Origin of the sequence: Streptomyces sp. SLBN-8D4 (assembly GCF_049739545.1) — a bacterium.
Lineage (GTDB): Bacteria > Actinomycetota > Actinomycetes > Streptomycetales > Streptomycetaceae > Streptomyces > Streptomyces canus_C.
Map to the genome: position 1 here is coordinate 220181 of NZ_JBMGQC010000001.1, position 14450 is coordinate 234630.

Sequence of the window (14450 nt, forward strand, 5' to 3'; positions counted from 1 at the left end):
TGCGCCCCGCCCGCGTCAGGTGGGGCGCACCGGGCCGGTCAGCGGACCGGCAGCACCTGGGTGTGCTCCTCGCGCACGGCCTGCAGCGAGTGGGGGTTCAGACCGAGCAGGCTCAGGATCGTCGGTGCGATCTGCTTGGTCCGCACGCTCGCGGAGTCGCGCACGCCGTCCGGAACCGAGGCGCCCGACACCACCAGCGGAACGTCGAGGTCGTCGGCGTGGGCGCCGCCGTGCTCGGCGATCTTCTTGGTGCCGCCGGTGTAGACGACGCCGTACTGCGCGAGGCCGAAGATGTCCGGGACACGGGCGTCACCGGCTTCGACGTGGAAGTAGCGGGCCGCGGCCCTGCCTGCGTAGACCTTGCTGAGCCCGCCGCGCGTGAAGGTCCTGGGTGCGGCGTTGACGTCGGTCCCGGTGCCGCTCTGCGCGAGCAGGTATTTCTTGGCGAACTCGGTGGCGGCCTGCGAGCGGTCGGTCAGCCAGAGCAGCATCGCGTCGTCGTCCACGGAGTGCGCGACGAGGTCGCCGGCGGCGGGATGGAGTTTCTTCCAGGCGGCGTTGAGGCCGTCCAGCAGCGGGCCGTCGTCGATCCGGGTGAGCGTGGTGGGGTCGGTGGGCGACTGACCGTGCTTGGCGGACAGGATGACCGTGGTGCTGTCGGCCAGGTGCCGCTTGGCGATCTCAGAGGTCAGGGCGCCGATCTTCGCGTTGACGAAGTCCAGGTTCTTCGCCAGCAGCGGTCCGGGCACGTTCTTGGCGGTGTAGCCGCCTTCGAGCCCGTCGGAGGCGGGCAGCTTCTGCGCGGTGGAGACCGACTGGAAGTTGAGGCCGAAGATCGCCGGGGTGCCGACCTTGTGGGTACGGCTGTGGTCGTAGCCGTCGATCTCGTTGAGGACGGCCTTCACCTTGTAGCCGTCGTACTGCTCGGTGGCCTGGTTGTCCTTGGTCCAGTCGTCGCCGGCCGGGTAGCCGAGGGCGTCGCTGTTGATCTCGGGCGTGAACAGGTCCTGGATGCCGGTGCCCGAGGGCCCGTTGAGGATTTCGTAGGCCGCGTGCTTGTCCGACCACGCGGTGCGCAGACCCGCGCTGCGGGCCACCTCGAAGACGGTGTTCACCTTGAGGTAGGAGTGCGGGTAGACCGGTTTGCAGGTCTTGGGGTCGACCGGCAGCTTGGAGGCGTTGATCAGGCTCGCCGGGTGGCCCGTCATCGACAGGATGCTGTCCGGCAGGCCGGTGAGGCCCTGACCGGCGTCGATGGAGGCCTGGTTCTTGTCCAGGTCCTCCGTGAGGTCCACCTCGACACCGGGCTTGACGGCCTTGCAGCTGGTGGTCCCGGGGGGCAGGAGCGCCGCGTTGTAGGTGTCGTCGTAGTAGACGCCGGTGGTGCCGGGGCCGCCACCGGTCGCCTGGGCGACCATGCCGGGGAAGGAGTCGGACGGCGTGGTGGTCCTGGCGTGGGTGTACTCCACGCCGCCGCCGACCAGCCGCGCCAGTGCCGAGTTCGGGTGCCGGGAGACGTACCAGGCCAGGTCCGACTGGTGCAGTCCGTCGACCGAGATCAGCAGGACGTGCTTGGCGGGGGTCTGGCGGTGGAAGGCGGCGAACGCCGCGGGCTGGACGGCAGTCACGCCGGTCAGGGCTCCGGCAGCGGCGAAAACGGCTGCGAACCTGACAGAACTTCTGGACATCTGTACATCTCCCGTCTCTTTGGGGCGATTTGCGAGGCGGGCCCATCAGAGTCGCGCCTTGCATACCGGAAACGGCGCGTGTGTGAACGCCCATGGAAGAAGCGGTCGTGTGTTCATCAAGCAGGTCTGCTTTTCCTCAAGACCGAAGGACGGCCACAGACCCGTCGAGCAGCCCGGTCCGTTCGCCACCGGGTGGGCGGCGCAGGACGGTCCTCTCACCCGGACGACTCCTGTGCCTCGTCCCGGTCGACGGGAATGAGCAAGGTGAAGGTGGCGGGGCGGGCACCGGCCAGGGAGATCCTGCCGCCGAGCGAGACGGCCAGGTCCCGGGCGAGAGCCAGGCCGATACCCGCTCCCGGTCCGCCCCCGGTGTGCCCCCGGTCGAACAGCCGGGCCGGCTCGCCCGCCACGGCACCCTCGTCGCTCACGTCGAAGGCGAGGGCGTCCTCCAGGTCCCGCACGGTGACCCGTACGGTCCCGCGCCCATGCACGTGGGCGTTGTCCAGCAGAATGCCGAGCACCTCCGACACGGGCGCGCCTGGGACCAGGACATCGGTCGGTGTGTCCCGTGCGGCGCACTCCAGGCGTCTGCCGTCCCGGGCGAACAGGCCGTGCCAGCGTTCCTCGGCGTCCCGCAGCAGTTGCCCCACGGCGATCTTCCCGGCGGCGGAGGGGGACACCTTGCTGACACCCGACAGACGCAGCACCTCCTCCACCGTGTGGTGCAGGCGGTGGGTGGTGGCCAGTGCCTCGGTCAGGACGGGTCGCAGCCCGGCGTCGTCGTCCTGGGCGAGGCCCGCCTCCAGGGCGAGTTGCAGACCGGTGAGCGGGGTGCGCAGCTGGTGGGAGGCGTTGGCGGTGAAGTCGCGTTCGTGGCGAAGGAGTTCGGAGAGGCTGTGCAGCATCTCGTTGTGGGTGCGGGCGACCTGGTCGATCTCGCCGATGCTGCTGGGGGCGGCACGGGCGTTCAGGTCGCCCTCGGTCACGGCCCGGCAGTGGCGGGAGAGGTCCTCCAACGGGACTGCCAGGGCCCGTGCCTGACGGCGGGCCACGACAACCGCGACGGCCAGCGCCAACGCCGACACCCCCAGCAGCACCGCCCACGCGACGAGGACGCGGGCGCGCACGGAGGCCGCGGGGGACGAGACCCGGACGACGCCGATCACCTTCTCGGCGTGGGAGACGGGCACGGTGACCACCAGATCGCCGCCCGAGTGGCCCCGTACGGCCTCTCCGCCCAGGGCGCGACGGACCGGGGCGTCGCCCGAACGGGGGCCGCTGCCCGCCCGCAGCCGCGACTGCGGGTCGTACAGGCCGAGGTGCCCGCCCGCCGGGGGTTTGGGCAGTTCCACCGGGTCGCCGGTCGCGTAGTCCGGGCTCACGCGTACGGCCCCGGCCAGGGCCCGGACCGCTCAAGGGTGTCGCGCTGGTCGGCGTACAGGGACGACCTGATGGCCAGGGCGAGCGGGACCGCGAGGAGGACGACGGCGACCAGAGCGGCGGTCAGGGCGACTCGCACCACGCGCTGTCTCATGACCCCATCATGCGGGCCGTTCACCTGGGCGGACTTGCAGCGCCACACGCTTTTGCCGTCCTCTAACCCGCGGCGAGCAGGGCGTTAACCGGCCTCTCCCTAGCGTCGGTGCTGTGGACCGTCCGGTCCGAGGACTCCCCTTGGAGGGCAGTGGCCATGGCAGCACGCACACGGACGTACGCGGTCGTCGGACTGGCCTTGGTGGCAGCGGTGACTGCGGGCTGTTCCGGGACGAGTTCGGGATCGGGTTCGAGTTCGGGTTCGGGCTCCGGTTCGACGACGTCCCCGGCCGCTCCCACGACCGGTTCCTCCTCCGGAGGCGGACGAGGAGGCGGCGGCCAGAACAACGCGGCGCCCACCGAGTCCAACCCTCCCGGCGACATCCCCGACAACCAGGCCTTCGTCGCCTACCGGCCGAGCGGCGGTTCCTTCACCGGGTTCACGGTCAAGGTGCCCGAGGGCTGGGCCCGCACCGGCCAGGGCAGCACCACGGTGTTCACGGACAAGCTCAACACCGTGAAGATCACGGCGGTCTCCGCCGCCGGCGCGCCGACGACCGGCTCGGTCACCACCAAGGTGATACCGCAACTGCGCTCCCAGGTACCGAAGTTCGCAGCTCCCAAGGTGTCGGAGGTGACGCGGCACTCCGGCCGCGTGGTCCTGCTGGCCTACCAGGGCGACTCGGCTAAGGACCCGGTGACGGGCAAGGTCGTGCGGGACGCGTTCGAACGGTATGCCTTCTATCGCGCGGGGCACGAGGTGGACCTGACCCTGTCCGGCCCGGTCAAGGCGGACAACGTCGATCCCTGGCGCATCGTCAGCGACTCCTTCGCGTGGCGGTGAGCGCGATGCCAGTCGACTCGCACGACTCCCGCGACTCGGCCGACGACGTGCTGACGGCCCGAGAGCTGTACCGCTTCTACCGCGCCGGCGAGGAGGAGACACTCGCGCTGCGCGGGGTGTCGCTGACGGTGCGACGTGGTGAGACCGTCGCGGTGGTGGGACCGTCCGGGGCCGGAAAGTCGACTCTGCTGGCGTGCCTGGCCGGACTCGACGAGCCCTCCGGCGGCGAGGTCCACGTGGGGGGCGTACGGATCAGCCACCGGCCGGAGACCGAGCGGGCCCGGCTGCGCGCCCGGCACATCGGCGTCCTGCTGCAGACCCGCAATCTGCTGCCACACCTGAACGTGCGCGACAACGTCCGCCTGCCGCAACGGGCGCAGGGCCACAGGGCCCCCATCCCGGCCGAGACCCTGCTGGCGCGGGTCGGGCTGGCCGGGCGGGCACGTGCCCTGCCCCGGCAGCTGTCCGGCGGCGAGCTGGCGCGGGCAGGGCTCGCCGTCGCCCTGGCCAACGCGCCCGCCGTTCTGCTTGCCGACGAACCGACCGGTGAACTGGACGGCGAGACCGAACAGTTGGTGCTTTCACTGCTGCGGGAGCTCGCCACGGAAGGCTGCGCGGTGCTGCTCGTCACGCACAGCGCGGAGGCGGTCCGGGTCGCGGACCGGGTGATCACGCTGGCAGACGGCAGGGCCACCGGTGCCCCGCCGCCGCACGACCGCGAGGAGGCACACGATGTCGTCGGATGACGTGCTCGTCAGCTGCGTGGACGCGGCCCTGACCTTCGGCCGGGGACCCCAGGCGGTGGTGGCCGTGCACGGCGCCGACCTGAAGATCCGGGCCGGGGACCGGCTCGTGGTGGTCGGTCCCTCGGGATCGGGCAAGAGCTCGCTGCTCCATCTGATCGCCGGACTCGAACAGCCCACCCGCGGCACCGTCACCCGCGCCGCCTCCCTCGGGCCGTACGGCATCGGTCTCGTCTTCCAGGGCGACAGCCTGATCCCCGCCCTGAACGTGGTCGAGAACACCGCCCTGCCGCTGGTCCTCACCGACCGCGCGGAGGACGAGGCCAGGCGGTCCGCGCTCGCCGCTCTCGCCCTGGTGGACGCCGCCGACCTCGCCGAACGGCTGCCCGAGGAGATCTCCGGCGGCCAGGCCCAACGGGTGGCCGCCGCCCGGGTCCTGGCCCAGGCGCCTCGTCTGATCCTCGCCGACGAACCCACCGGCCGCCTCGACCACGCCACCGGCGCCCGTGTCCTGGACGCCCTGCTGACGGCCGCCGAGCACACCGGTGCGGCGCTCGTCGTCACCACCCACGATCCGTCCGTCGCCGCCCGGCTCACCGTCCGGCGCAGCATGCACGACGGACGGCTGCTCGCACCCGAGGAGGTGTCGTGATCACCGCATGGGCTCACGGGCTGGCCCGCCACCGCACCGGCCGGCTGCTGGCCGCCCTGGCAGGCGTCACGCTCGCGGTCGCCCTCGTCGCCGCGCTCGGCTCCTTCCTCACCGCGTCCAAGGCGACCATGACCCAGCGCGCCCTGCGCTCGGTCGCCGTGGACTGGCAGGTCCAGGTGCAGCCCGGCGCCGACCCGAACGCCGTCCTGTCCCTCGTCCAGAAGACTCCCGGCACCCGCACCGCGCTGCCCGTCCGCTACGCCCACACCAGCGGCTTCACGGCCCGCGTGCAGGGCAGCACCCAGACCACCGGCCCCGGTGTCGCCCTCGGACTGCCCGACGGCTACCGTGCCCGCTTCCCGGACGCCGTCCGTGCGCTGTCGGGCTCCTCCACCGGCGTCCTGCTGGCCCAGCAGACCGCCTCCAACCTGCACGCCGCTCCGGGCGACACCGTCGGCATCCAGCTTCCCGGTGCCGGCCTGCACCGGGTGAAGGTGGACGGCGTGGTCGACCTGCCCCAGGCCGACTCCCTCTTCCAGACTGTCGGCGCCCCCAGCCAGTCGCAGCCGACCGCGCCCCCGGACAACGTCGTCCTGCTGCCCTCCGCCCGGTTCACCTCCCTCACCCGCGGCGCCACCGCCGTCACCACCCAGATCCACGTCGCCCGCGGTAACACCGGGCTGCCCTCCGACCCGGCCGCCGCGTTCTCCTCGGTCACCGGTGCCGCCCACAACCTGGAGGCTCGCTCGGCAGGTACCGCCCTGGTCGGCAACAACATCGGCGCCGCCCTCGACTCCGCCCGCCAGGACGCCCTGTACGCCCAGATCCTCTTCCTCTTCCTCGGCGTGCCGGGCGCGGTCCTGGCGGCCGCGCTGACGGCGGCGGTCGCCTCGGCCGGCGGCGAACGGCGGCGCCAGGAACAGGGGTTGCTGCGACTGCGCGGGCTGCGGCCCCGCCAGATCACCGGTCTCGCGGGCCTGGAAGCCGCCCTCATCGGTCTCGCCGGGGGCCTCGCGGGGCTCGGTGTCGCCGCGCTCACCGGCCGTCTCGCGTTCGGTGCGGCCTCGTTCGGCGCGAGCGCGGGGCAGTGGGTCGTCTGGTACGCGATCGCCTTCGTGCTGGGAGCCGCGGTGGCCGCCGGTGCCGTTCTCGTCCCCGCGCTGCGGGACCTGCGCACGGTCACCGTCGCCGACACCCGCAAACAGGAGGGCGTACGCCCCTCCCGGTCGCCCTGGTGGCTGCGGTACGGCCTGGACTTCGTGCTCCTGATCGGCTCGTGGCTGGTCTTCCGTGCCTCCTCCGGCAACCGGTACGCGCTGGTCCTCGCCCCCGAGGGCGTTCCCAGCATCTCCGTGTCGTACTGGGCCTTCCTCGGCCCCGCCCTGCTGTGGATCGGCGCGGCCCTGCTGCTGTGGCGCCTGACCCTGCTGGTCCTCACCCGTGGCCGTCCCGTGCTGACCCGGTTGGCCCGCCCGCTGACCGCGACCTTGGCCGGGACCACCGCGGCCGTACTGACCCGGCGCCGGCGACCACTCGCCCGCTCGGTGGTGCTGCTCGCCCTGGCCGTCTCCTTCGCCGTGTCCACCGCCGTCTTCAACGCCACGTACCACCAGCAGGCCGAGGTCGACGCCCGGCTCACCAACGGCGCCGACGTCACCGTCACCGAACCGCCCGGGGCCCGGGTGCCACCCGCTTCCGGAGCGGCCCTGAAGATCTCGGGGGTCCGGCAGGTCGAACCCATCCAGCACCGCTTCGCCTACGTCGGCTCCGACCTCCAGGACCTCTACGGCGTCCGCCCGGACACCATCGCCAAGGCCACCTCGCTCCAGGACGCCTACTTCGCCGGCGGCACCGCCCGGCAGCTGATGCAACGCCTTGCCCAGCACCCGGACAACCTGCTGGTCAGCGTCGAGACCGTCAACGACTTCCAGCTCTCCCCCGGCGACACCGTCAACCTGCGCGTCCAGGACGCCCGCACCAAAGCCCTGCACACGGTCCCCTTCCACTACGCGGGCATCGCCAAGGAATTCCCCACCGCCCCCAAGGACAGCTTCTTCGTCGCCAACGCCTCCTACGTCGCCAAGGCCACCGGCAGCGACGCGGTGGGCGCCTTCCTCCTCGACACCGGCGGCAGCCACCAGAAGCAGATCGCCGCACAGCTGCGCCAGCAGCTCGGCACCGGTGCCACCGTCACCGACCTCACCCAGAGCCGCGGTACCGTCGGCACCAGCCTGACCTCGGTCGACCTGGCGGGCCTGACGCGCATCGAACTCGCCTTCGCGGTGCTGCTGGCCGCGGGAGCCGGCGGGCTCGTCCTCGCCCTCGGGCTCGCCGAACGCCGCCGTACCTTCGCGATCGCCATGGTCCTCGGCGCGCGGGCACGCCACCTGCGCGGCATGGTCCTCACCGAGGCCCTGCTGCTGGCCGCCGGCGGGCTCGCCGGAGGCGCCCTGATCGGCTGGGCCCTGTCACAGATGCTGGTCAAGGTCCTGACCGGCGTCTTCGATCCGCCACCCGCCGGCCTCTCGGTCCCCGGCGCCTACCTCGCACTCACCGGCACTGCCGCCGTCGCCGCCATCCTCGCCGCGGCCCTCAACGGCATCCGCAGCACCCGGCGCCCCGCCGTGGAGGAGCTCCGCGACCTGTAAACACTCCCCGCGCGCAGGACGGGCTCCCCACCCTGTCCACTCCTAGGCTGTGGTCCATGCGCACGCCCGCCGCACCGGACCGCTACCGCCATCGTGTACTCGTCGTCGAGGACGACGACACCATCGGCCGCCATCTGGATGCCGGCCTGCGCGGCCACGACTACGCGCCGACCTGGTGCCGTACGGGGGCGGGCGCGCTGGCCGAGGCCGCGCGGGCACCGTACGACGTGCTGCTGCTGGACCTGGGGCTGCCCGACATGGACGGCCTGGACGTGGCCCGGGATCTGCGGGGCCGCCTCCCCGATCTGTTGATCGTCGTGCTGACCGCGCGGACCGAGGACATCGACGTCATCGCGGGACTGGATGCCGGGGCCGACGACTATCTCGTCAAACCGTTCAGCATGACCGTGCTGCTCGCCCGGCTGCGAGCGCATCTGCGGCGGCAGGCAGTGGCCGCCCCGGTCCGGAAGCCGGTGCGGCTGGGCGATCTGGTCGTCGACGTCTCGGCCCGGCGATGCGCGCTGGACGGTGTCGAAATCCCGCTGCGAGCCAAGGAGTTCGACCTGCTCGCGGTGCTGGCCGAGCGGGTCGGCGAGGCGGTGTCGCGGGAGACGCTGATGGCCGAGGTATGGGACGAGAACTGGTTCGGACCCACCAAGACCCTCGACGTGACGATGGCGGGCCTGCGACGCAGACTGACCGAGGCAGTGCAGGCCGGGGGCGGACCTGCCCGCCTGCCGGAGATCACCACGCTGCGAGGGCACGGATACCGGCTGGAACGGCCGCCGGATCCGGTGGGTTGAGAAGCGGCTGACGTGTCCGCGAGCAAGGACAGGTGGGGAACGTGACGTCGAGTGCGGCTTCCCTCGTCCCGGTCGACATCACCCTCGGCATCCTGCTCGCCGCTCTGCTCCTGGCGGCGGCCGTGGTCGCGGGGCGGTTCCATCTCGACCCGCACCCGTACAAGAGCCGGGCCCGGGAGATCCTCGTCGCCGGACTGAGGGCCGCGGCCCAGCTGGCCGTCGTGTCGGTGGTCATCACGTGGGCCGTCAAGTCCGTGCCAGGGCTGTTGGCGTTCCTTGTCGTCATGTTCTCGGTGGCGGTGCGTACGGCCGGACGGAGAATCACCAGCGACCACACCTGGTGGCTCGCGGCCGCCCCGATCGCCGCCGGCGTGGTGCCGGTCGTCGCAGCACTGCTGCTGACGGGGCTCGTCCCGCTGCGAGGCATAGCACTGATCCCGATCACGGGCATCCTCATCGGCGGCGCACTCACCGTGACCGTCCTCGCGGGACGTCGTGCCCTGGACGAACTGACCCAGCGCCATGGGGAGGTGGAAGCCGCGATGGCCCTGGGCTTCCTGGACCGGGACGCTCGGATGGAGATCGCACGGCCGGCGGCATCCGAGGCACTGCTGCCGGGCCTCGACCAGACTCGGACGGTCGGGTTGGTCACCCTCCCCGGTGCTTTCGTCGGCATGCTGATGGCGGGGGCGAGTCCCGTGATGGCCGGGGCGGTGCAGTTGTTCGTCCTGATCGCGCTCATGGCGGTGCAGTCCGTGGCGGTCGCGGTGACGCTCGAACTCGTCGCCCGCCATCACCTGCACCGCCCGCCGCCCGGCGCGCCGACGGGATCGTCACGCAGGGCGAGGCGGCCGATGAAACGGCTGCCGCGTCGCTGAGGGCGGGGCCATCCGGGGCCGCTGGAGGGGGACCGTGCATGGGCGTTCCGCTGTCTCAGAGCGCTGACCGGCGGGCGAGCAACCCCAGGACCAGCAGTCCCGGTGCCATCGGCAGCCATCCGGTGAGCAGGCGGTAGCCGATGACCGCCGAGATCGCCGTCTGCCCCGGTGCTCCGGCGGCCGTGAGCGCGAAGGCGAGCGCGGCGTCCAGCGACCCCAGTCCACCGGGCGTGGGAAGCAGGGCCGCCGCCCCACTGGCAACGAGGTACGCCATCACCACATGGCTGGTGGGCAGCGCGAGACCGAGCGCACGGACGACGGCCACGACCACGCCCGCGTGCAGCAACGCGAACGCGACCGAGCCGCCCCACAGCGCGCAGGCCCGCCCCCGGGAGCGATGCACCTCACGCACGTCGGTCACGGCCCGCCCCACCGCCCGCCTCATCCGACCGCTGGCCATCACCGCCGACACCACGGTTGCCGCCACCACCGGCACCAGGACCAGCACGTGGGGGATGCGTGCCGACAGCGGGACAACGCCCGGTGATGCCACCAGCAGGACGACGCCCAGTACGCACCGGACGATCCCGCCGACAGCCGCCTTCACCGCCAGCGCGGTCGCCGAGCGCCTGGTGGACAGGCCACACCGGGTCAGGAACCGCAGGTTGACCAAGCTCGCCCCGGCTCCTGCGGGCAGGATGTGGTTGGCGGCGCACGCCGCGAACTGAGCGGCCACCAGCCGTCCCTTCGGCAGCCGCTCGACGACCGCCCCCTGCTGCGCCACAGCAGCGCACACCCACGTGGCGACAGTGGCGAAGCAGGCGAGCACCAGCCATTCCCCGTCGGCGGCGGCCAGTTGGTCGGTACCGCTGTCGAGGGTGGCCCGGTGCGCCGCGAGCATGCCGCCGGCGGCGACGAGCACCACGAGGGTGATGCCCAGCCGGACGTAGTGGCGCCTGCCCGCGGTCACGGTCACGCTGTCGGACACGGTCACCACGGTCAGCGCACCCGCCGGGCGAAGGGAGCGACGTAGGCGTGGAGAACGCCCGCCCGCTCCACGGACCAGGTGCGCGCGTAGGCGGGCGGACGGTCGCCGGTCCGGGCGAGGACGGCGAGGGAGGTCCGGTGGGCGGCCCGGGCCAGTGCGGCCGCGGTGGTACTGGTGTCGTGGCCGTCGGTCTGCGCCGAGCCGCAACCGGCGTAGAAGGCGATGGGCACGGCCTCGTACCCGCTGAGCAGACACGGCGGCCGTACGCCGAGCGCGTGGAGGGCTGAGGCGGTGCGGGACCAGTTGTCACGGTGGGCGGCGGAACTGCGCAGAGTGTGTTCCAGGACGACGTACTGCACGGCCAGATGAGCCGTCAGGCAGGCCGCGACCAGGCCCACGGAGACGGTGCGCGCGCTCCTCCGACTCGGGGCGCTGACCAGGTGAGCGAGGCCATGGGCGACGGGGAGGGCGAGCAGGGCGTAGGCGGGCAGCAGGAAGCGGGGGGCCGCGTAGCCGATGAGGAACAGGTAGGGGACGGCGGCCGTGACCGCGCAGGCCAGCGGCAGCAGGACGGGCAGGGCGCGGCGGGCGCGGACGGCGGTGACCGCGCCGAGCGCGGCGAGGACGGGCAGCGCGAACCACCACAGGGTCACCACCGGGTTAGGGGCCGATCCGGTGCAGGGACGGCAGAGGGTACGCCCGCCGAGACTGCGCAACTGGTCGACGACCGCCAGGTGCAGACCGAGACCGCCCTGGATGCGGGAGGCGTCGGAGAGGCGTTGCGCGAGGCCGCCGTAGCTCATGTACGCCTCGATCACCCACTCACCGGCGCCGGCCAGCAGGCCGGCCACCAGCACGGCGAGGAGGCCGGGGCGGCGCAGGGCGAGGGCGAGGGCGAGCAGGGGAAGCACCACGTAGACGGCGTCCATCGGGCGCATCCACGCCATCAGTGCCGCGCCCGCGAACACCCCCCACCAGGCTGCCCGGTCCCCTGCGTTCACGCGGACCCGCAGGAAGCAGCCGACGCAGACCAGGGCGCCGACGGCGACCCAGTAGTTGGGCATGGCCTGCGGACCGTAGAACAGGGTCACCCAGAGGGAGGCGAACAGGGCACCCGCCAGCGCCAGGACGCGCGGCATGACGTGGGCTCGCCAGATACGCAGGGCGAAGTAGAGGCCCAGACCGGAGAGGACCGCCAGGTAGACCCTCAGCAGGGCGGTGGAGTCGGACCACGACGCGATCGGCGCGGCGAGCAGAGAGATGCCGCGGGCGCGGGGCGCGCTGAAGAAGGCGGCGGGAACCTGTCCGCTGACCTGGCTGACGTAGACCGTCTCGTCCCAGCCGAGACCAAGATCCGGTCGTACGAGGACGAGCTGGGCGAGCGTGAAAGCTCCCGCGACCGCCGCGAGCCAAGGTTCGCCCCAACGGTGCCGAGGCCGGGCCGTCCGCGGCGGGAGGCCGGTGCGAGTGAGACCGGTCATCGTGACGTTCGAGCCGTCGGCCATCCTGCACCTTTCGTCGTCACGCGCCCCGGAACCATGTTCTCCTACATTTCGTAGGAGCCACTTCACCGTACGGCTCGCCGGTTAGAGACGGGTGAGAAGACGTCGTCTCCCTCACCCCTGTCCAAGGTGAGGGGATGACGGGCCGCAGCCCACTCGACAGGCCCGAACGGCGTAGTGCGGAGAGCCCGAGCGGCCTCCGCTGTCCGCTCACCCGGTGCCCGGACGAGAACCGGCGCACCGTTCAGGTTGCGTTCATGCTCGAAGTGCGATCGTGCGGATCATGACCGCAGAGCCTGTCCTCGGCGAACGCCCCCTCGCCCCCGCACACCAACTGGCGAACAAGGTGCCGGAGGTGACCGTCTATTTCTGGATCATCAAGGTGCTGACCACCGGCATGGGCGAGACGGCGTCGGACTTCCTGGCCCGCACGCTCGGCCCGATCCCGGCGGTGGCGCTCGGCGGCCTCGCGCTCGTGGCGTCCCTGGCCGTGCAGTTCACGCTCCGCCGGTATGTCGCCTGGGCCTACTGGACCGCCGTCGTCATGGTCAGCGTCTTCGGCACCATGGCCGCCGATGTCCTGCACGTCGGCCTCGGCGTGCCGTACGCCGTCTCGACCCCGGCGTTCCTCGTCGTACTGGCCGCGGTCTTCGGCCTCTGGTACGCGAGCGGGCAGACCCTCTCCATCCACACGATCCGGACCCGGCGCCGCGAGGCGTTCTACTGGGCGGCCGTCCTCGCCACCTTCGCCCTCGGCACCGCCGCGGGTGATCTCACGGCCACCGTCGGCTTCGGCTACCTGGGCTCGGTCGCCCTCTTCGCGGCCGCCATCTGCGTACCCGACCTGGCCCACCGCTTCGGGGCCCTCGGCGCGGTGACCGCCTTCTGGACCGCCTATGTCATCACCCGCCCCCTCGGTGCCTCCCTCGCCGACTGGATGGCCCTCCCCCACGCCCGCGGCGGCCTCGCCCTCGGCCTGGCACCGGTCACCCTCGCCTGGACGGTGGCGATCATCGGATTCGTCGGCTACCTGGCCGTGTCACAACGCGACAGGGGCGCGCACGCCGTGGCATGAAGTAAGACCGCGCAACGCACGAGAGAGCCTGGCGACGAAGCTCGGGTGAGCGATGGCCGAACTCCACCAGGCATCGCAGTCCGTGTTCGCCGGCACCCCTGGTGAACGTCGCCGCCCCAAACAACCTCTGGCAGTACACAACCGACGGCCACAGGGGACGAGCATCAGGCCTCTCGCCGACCGCGCACACCCCCACGGGCCGTTGTCCCCAGCACTCGTCCCGGCGACAGCGCGCTCGTTCGTGGCGGAATCGCGCACCTCGCCAGTGGTCGATGACTTCATCACCCCCGCTCGGGCGACGGCCGAGATCACGGCAGAATGCGGGAACCCTGAAATGTGGCAGCTTGGCAGCGATGCCGTTTCAAAGCACGGTTGAGCAGTCCGCCTGGCAAAGCACAGTGAGAATCGGCATCGTCGCGCGTCCGCTTGCGAAATGACGAAGATCACGATCTCGTTGAATTCATCGAAGGTATTGTCGATCAACTCGGGCGAGGCACTTTCACTTGCGGCGAGGGCCGTCGCCAGTCCCGGGGGGCCGGGCGGGACCGGCTCGCAATCGGGGGCGATCAGAGGGACGCGGTGGCCAGGCGCGGAAGGTCCTGGCGGAGGCGGGCCCGGCCTGTCGGCCTCTCGGCGAGGCCCCGCCGCGTCGGCACGGCGTCGGGAGCAACGGGCGACAACCGATGCCCGGCCGCATTCTCGTACTACTTCTCCGACGCTGCCGATGGCGGCGACATGTGGCCCACACCGGGACCTGGCTGCTGGGACTTCCACACCCTGAACCCGCCGTTCAACGACCTCGGCAGCTCGGTCCGGACGGTGCAGATTGGTCAGTTCCCTGGCTGGACTCACGCAACGACACCATCGACATGGCTGTGCATCGCCTGGTGACCAGGTCTGTCAGCTCTCAGGACCGCGCGGCTGACGATGTCGCACACGGCGCCCGATCGGCCCTCACGCCCTTTGCCGTGCAAGCCTGCGGGAAGCCGCAGGCCACGGCGAAACCCGCCGGACGGATACCGCCGCGCCTTCCGAACCCACGATGCCACTCTGCCGCGTCACGGATCCACCGATCATGGCTGATTGCGAGCACCAA

General features: G+C 71.8%; 12 protein-coding genes. 7 read left to right on the forward strand and 5 right to left on the reverse strand.

Going from position 1 to position 14450, the window contains the following annotated elements:
- Positions 1-38: 38 nt before the first annotated feature.
- The 3 genes from RKD20_RS01025 to RKD20_RS01035 form a co-directional block, all read right to left on the reverse strand.
- A complete protein-coding gene (locus RKD20_RS01025; RefSeq protein ID WP_424875926.1) occupies positions 39-1628 on the reverse strand; it encodes an alkaline phosphatase family protein in 1590 nt (529 codons plus the stop codon).
- Positions 1629-1903: 275 nt separating this feature from the next.
- Positions 1904-3070, reverse strand: coding sequence for a HAMP domain-containing sensor histidine kinase (locus RKD20_RS01030; protein WP_424875927.1), 1167 nt, complete (start codon positions 3068-3070; stop codon positions 1904-1906).
- On the reverse strand, positions 3067-3222 hold the full coding sequence (locus tag RKD20_RS01035) for a hypothetical protein (RefSeq protein ID WP_424875928.1): 156 nt from the start codon (positions 3220-3222) through the stop codon (positions 3067-3069). The genes RKD20_RS01030 and RKD20_RS01035 overlap by 4 nt, the downstream gene beginning before the upstream one ends.
- A 156-nt stretch (positions 3223-3378) precedes the next feature.
- Here RKD20_RS01035 and RKD20_RS01040 point away from each other — a divergent pair, with 156 nt between their 5' ends.
- The 6 genes from RKD20_RS01040 to RKD20_RS01065 are packed head-to-tail and all read left to right on the forward strand — an operon-like array spanning position 3379 to position 9789.
- The gene (locus RKD20_RS01040; protein WP_424875929.1) at positions 3379-4065 is read left to right on the forward strand and encodes a hypothetical protein; all 687 of its coding nucleotides are present in this window, start codon (positions 3379-3381) and stop codon (positions 4063-4065) included.
- A gap of 5 nt (positions 4066-4070) precedes the next feature.
- Positions 4071-4811: an ABC transporter ATP-binding protein gene (locus RKD20_RS01045; RefSeq protein ID WP_424875930.1), complete on the forward strand. Its 741-nt coding sequence runs from the start codon at positions 4071-4073 to the stop codon at positions 4809-4811.
- Positions 4798-5460: an ABC transporter ATP-binding protein gene (locus RKD20_RS01050; RefSeq protein WP_424875931.1), complete on the forward strand. Its 663-nt coding sequence runs from the start codon at positions 4798-4800 to the stop codon at positions 5458-5460. The genes RKD20_RS01045 and RKD20_RS01050 overlap by 14 nt, the downstream gene beginning before the upstream one ends.
- Complete coding sequence (locus tag RKD20_RS01055) at positions 5457-8108, forward strand: FtsX-like permease family protein (RefSeq protein ID WP_424875932.1); 2652 nt, start codon at positions 5457-5459, stop codon at positions 8106-8108. Before RKD20_RS01050 ends, RKD20_RS01055 begins: the two co-directional genes overlap by 4 nt.
- Positions 8109-8164: 56 nt before the next feature.
- The gene (locus RKD20_RS01060; RefSeq protein ID WP_424875933.1) at positions 8165-8911 is read left to right on the forward strand and encodes a response regulator transcription factor; all 747 of its coding nucleotides are present in this window, start codon (positions 8165-8167) and stop codon (positions 8909-8911) included.
- Positions 8912-8952: 41 nt separating this feature from the next.
- Entirely contained in the window at positions 8953-9789 is an 837-nt protein-coding gene (locus tag RKD20_RS01065; protein WP_424875934.1) for an ABC transporter permease, read from the forward strand.
- 55 nt (positions 9790-9844) lie between these two features.
- On the opposite strand, the gene RKD20_RS01070 is transcribed toward RKD20_RS01065, so the two are convergent.
- A complete protein-coding gene (locus tag RKD20_RS01070) occupies positions 9845-10783 on the reverse strand; it encodes a lysylphosphatidylglycerol synthase transmembrane domain-containing protein (RefSeq protein ID WP_424875935.1) in 939 nt (312 codons plus the stop codon).
- A gap of 5 nt (positions 10784-10788) precedes the next feature.
- Positions 10789-12282 carry a hypothetical protein gene (locus RKD20_RS01075; protein WP_424875936.1) on the reverse strand — a complete coding sequence of 498 codons (1494 nt, stop codon included), beginning with the start codon at positions 12280-12282 and terminating at the stop codon, positions 10789-10791.
- Between the two features lie 280 nt (positions 12283-12562).
- Between RKD20_RS01075 and RKD20_RS01080 the strand changes: the two genes are divergently transcribed.
- A complete protein-coding gene (locus tag RKD20_RS01080; protein ID WP_424875937.1) occupies positions 12563-13354 on the forward strand; it encodes a hypothetical protein in 792 nt (263 codons plus the stop codon).
- Positions 13355-14450: the final 1096 nt, after the last annotated feature.

What these genes read in the sequence shown, in the direction of transcription:
- RKD20_RS01050 (WP_424875931.1), top strand. Translation starts at nt 4,798, where the DNA reads ATGTCGTCGGATGACGTGCTCGTCAGCTGCGTGGACGCGGCCCTGACC.
- RKD20_RS01075 (WP_424875936.1), bottom strand. Translation starts at nt 12,282, where the DNA reads ATGGCCGACGGCTCGAACGTCACGATGACCGGTCTCACTCGCACCGGC.
- RKD20_RS01060 (WP_424875933.1), top strand. Translation starts at nt 8,165, where the DNA reads ATGCGCACGCCCGCCGCACCGGACCGCTACCGCCATCGTGTACTCGTC.
- RKD20_RS01080 (WP_424875937.1), top strand. Translation starts at nt 12,563, where the DNA reads ATGACCGCAGAGCCTGTCCTCGGCGAACGCCCCCTCGCCCCCGCACAC.
- RKD20_RS01045 (WP_424875930.1), top strand. Translation starts at nt 4,071, where the DNA reads ATGCCAGTCGACTCGCACGACTCCCGCGACTCGGCCGACGACGTGCTG.
- RKD20_RS01035 (WP_424875928.1), bottom strand. Translation starts at nt 3,222, where the DNA reads ATGAGACAGCGCGTGGTGCGAGTCGCCCTGACCGCCGCTCTGGTCGCC.
- RKD20_RS01040 (WP_424875929.1), top strand. Translation starts at nt 3,379, where the DNA reads ATGGCAGCACGCACACGGACGTACGCGGTCGTCGGACTGGCCTTGGTG.